The 3133-nt window shown below is 63.0% G+C and carries 5 protein-coding genes; all 5 read right to left on the bottom strand.

The window, feature by feature from the left end; translation table 11 throughout:
* Positions 1-344, bottom strand: a 344-nt coding sequence (locus ACSLE4_RS05895; protein WP_435903550.1) for an adenylosuccinate synthetase, incomplete at its 3' end; no start/stop codon positions are given.
* Positions 345-446: 102 nt separating this feature from the next.
* A complete protein-coding gene (locus tag ACSLE4_RS05890) occupies positions 447-740 on the bottom strand; it encodes a type II toxin-antitoxin system RelE/ParE family toxin (protein WP_435903549.1) in 294 nt (97 codons plus the stop codon).
* Positions 737-964, bottom strand: coding sequence for a hypothetical protein (locus ACSLE4_RS05885; RefSeq protein WP_435903548.1), 228 nt, complete (start codon positions 962-964; stop codon positions 737-739). Before ACSLE4_RS05885 ends, ACSLE4_RS05890 begins: the two co-directional genes overlap by 4 nt.
* Positions 965-1004: 40 nt before the next feature.
* Positions 1005-2180 carry a phosphoserine transaminase gene (locus ACSLE4_RS05880; RefSeq protein ID WP_435903547.1) on the bottom strand — a complete coding sequence of 392 codons (1176 nt, stop codon included), beginning with the start codon at positions 2178-2180 and terminating at the stop codon, positions 1005-1007.
* Between the two features lie 252 nt (positions 2181-2432).
* A partial coding sequence (locus ACSLE4_RS05875; RefSeq protein WP_435903546.1) for an outer membrane protein occupies positions 2433-3133 on the bottom strand: 701 nt, incomplete at its 5' end.

The raw sequence follows: 3133 nt of genomic DNA, 5'->3' as shown, positions 1-3133 counted from the left end.
TCGAGTTCCCGGTGAAGCGGCAGGATCAGGGTAGCGTTCTCGGCGATCCGCAGATTCTCGCGAGAGATGGTGACACCGAGTGCCTCGATGCGGGCGATCTCTTCCACCAAGGCCCAGGGATCGACCACGACACCGTTGCCGATCACCGCGAGCTTGTTCTTGCGCACCACGCCCGAGGGCAGCAGTGACAGCTTGTAGGTCGTGCCGTCGACCACGAGCGTATGGCCGGCGTTGTGGCCGCCCTGAAAGCGCACGACCACGTCGGCGCGCTCGGACAGCCAGTCCACGATCTTGCCCTTGCCCTCGTCACCCCATTGGGAGCCGACGACCACGACATTGGCCACGATAAAGTCCCCTAAATTCTGGAGAAAAACACAGAAACGGCCCCGCGGAAGCGCAGGGCCGTATGCCGTTATAGCGCGGCTTCGCGGCCAACGCGAGTACTGCTACCGCGATTGTTCTCCGCGCCACGGCTCGCGGGCCACGTGCCGGATATGGATGATCCAGATCTCATCCTCCACAATGCGATAATAGATGATGTACGGGTAGCGCCCGAGCCAGTGCGCATGCACGCCGAACGCTCTGATCAGCGGGCTTCGTCGCGGATTACCGGCCAAACGTGCGATGCGTTCCTTGATGAAGGCCTTGACTTCTCGCGCAGCGCGCGGATTACGAGCGTCGAGATAGGCGAAGATTTCTTCCCGATCCGCGAAGGCACGCGGGGTATAGCGGACCCTCATATGCCGTGGCGTCTGTCGGCTTCGGCAACGACATCATCCGGAACGAATTCGCCGCGCTCCGCCTGCGCAAGGCCCTCCCGAATGGCCATGCGCGTTCTATCGTCAAGCGGAATGGCGGACCCATCAGCGTTGGTTACTGATAGCAAGAGAGCGGCAAGCGCATCCTGATCTTCTTCAGGGAGCGCCTGCACTTTAGCGATCGCTTGTTCCCACAATTTGCTCATGGCTGGAGTATAGCGAACCGCTGGACCGTTGCCAGTGCGCTCAGGCCGCTTTGGCTAATGCCTGTTTCTCGCACATGAAGGCCCAGTCGAGCCACGGCATCAGGGCTTCGACGTCGGAGGTCTCGACCGTGGACCCGGTCCAAACCCGCAGGCCCGGAGGCGCGGCGCGATACGCGGCGATGTCGTACGCCACGCCTTCCTGCTCGAGCCGCGCCGCCATGCGCCGCGGAAAATCGTCCCGCGACTCAGGCGACAGCGCCGCGATCTCGGGATCGACGACCTTGAGACACACGGACGTGTTGGAACGCGTCTCGGGGTCGGTCGCCACGAAATCCACCCACGGGGTTTTTGCAACCCAATCGGCGATGGCTTTTGCGTTGGCGTCGGCGCGGGCCATCGCGCCCTTCAGGCCGCCGATGGTCTCGACGAAGGCAAGCGCGTCCATATAGTCCTCGAGGCACAGCATGGACGGCGTGTTGATGGTCTGCCCCGCGAACAAATCGTCCATCACCTTGCCCTTGTTCGTCATGCGGAACAGCTTCGGCAACGGCCAAGGTGGCGTGTAGCTTTCCAGCCGTTCGATGGCGCGCGGAGACAGGATCAGCATGCCGTGCTGCGCCTCGCCGCCCAGCACCTTCTGCCAGGAATAGGTCGCGACATCGAGCTTGCGCCAATCGATGTCTTGGGCGAACACGGCCGAGGTCGCATCGCAAATGGTGAGACCCTCGCGGTCGCCCGCGATCCAATCCGCGTTCGGCACGCGCACGCCCGAGGTGGTGCCGTTCCAGGCGAACACCACGTCGCGGCTGAAATCGACTTGGCTGAGATCCGGCAGCTCCCCGTACGGCGCGGTCAGCGCCCGGATGTCGGCAATCTTGAGCTGCTCGACGATGTCGGTCACCCAATCGCTGCTGAAGGCTTCCCAAGCGAGCACGTCGACGCCGCGCGGTCCGAGCAGCGACCACAGCGCCATCTCCACCGCGCCGGTGTCGGACGCGGGCACCAGGGCCACGCGATAGCCGTCCGGCAGCTTGAGCAGCGCGTGCGTCTTGTGAAGCGCCGCCTCGATGCGCGCCTTGGTCTCCGGCCGGCGGTGGTTGCGGCCGAGCAGCGCGCCCTTGAGCGCTTCCAAGGACCAGCCCTTGTGCTTGGTGCAAGGGCCGGAGGAGAAGCGCGGATTTTCGGGCCGTTTCGCCGGCTTTGGCGGTGTAGTCACGAGCTGATGCACCTCTTGTTGTCGTGCCCGCGAAGGCGGGCATCCAGTAAGCCAAGGCGCGTCCGATAGTAAAGGCCAGTGGTTAGTGGATCGCCGGCCCATCGCCCCCCGAAGGCTGGTCTCAGCGTCATCCGGCTTGATGCTTCGGGCCGCAGGCGGGTCAAGCCGGGCGATGACATCGAAATTGATTTCGACAAAAAACCGCCCGTCGCGAGGACGGGCGGTAAGGCTGACAGTCTGGTGGTGGATGGGCTACTTAAAGGCGACCGGCATCGGCGCGGCAGTCTGATGCCCCAGCTTCCAGCGCACGCCGAACATCAGGTCGTGCGAGGTGATGTCGTTGATGTCCACGCCCGCGTAGGAGCTGGAATTGTCGTAAGCGGTGACGCGGCCGCTCCGTGCATCGCCGAGATCGAGGTAGCGATAGGACAGGTCGAGCGTGACCGATGGATTGACGTCGTAAGCGAGACCGCCATAGAAGGCCCAGGCGAAATTCGTCTCCGTGTGATCGGCGCCATAAGCGACACCAAAATTCGGCACGTTGACGTCCTTCAGACCCAGCACGGAGATCGACGCAAGGCCGATACCGCCGCCGACGTAAGGCGTGACGCACCTATCGGTGGGAAGATCGATATAGGCGTTGGCAAGGCCGACCCAGCTCTCGATGTCGGCGGTGTATTCATTCGTGCCGGGCAGGAAGAGGCCGTCGGCGTCGTTGCTGGCTACGCTGAAGGAGCCATTACCGCCAGGATAGCGGTCCTGGGCGATGAATAGAGACTTGCCGCGATATTCTCCGGTGACGTCGAACCGCAGCCAAGTATTGAACTGGTAGCCGACACCGATGCCGAACAGCGGCGAGCTCTTGATGTCCTCGTGAGACACCTCGAAGTCATTGAACTCGAAGAGTTCGGTGCTGATGTCGCCGACGGTAGGATTGGCGGCACCGACGAAAC

The sequence above is a fragment of the Methyloceanibacter sp. genome, from assembly GCF_051306395.1.
Taxonomy (GTDB): domain Bacteria; phylum Pseudomonadota; class Alphaproteobacteria; order Rhizobiales; family Methyloligellaceae; genus Methyloceanibacter.
Note: the sequence above shows the minus strand (reverse complement) of the source record. Positions and strands in the feature narration are given on the sequence as shown.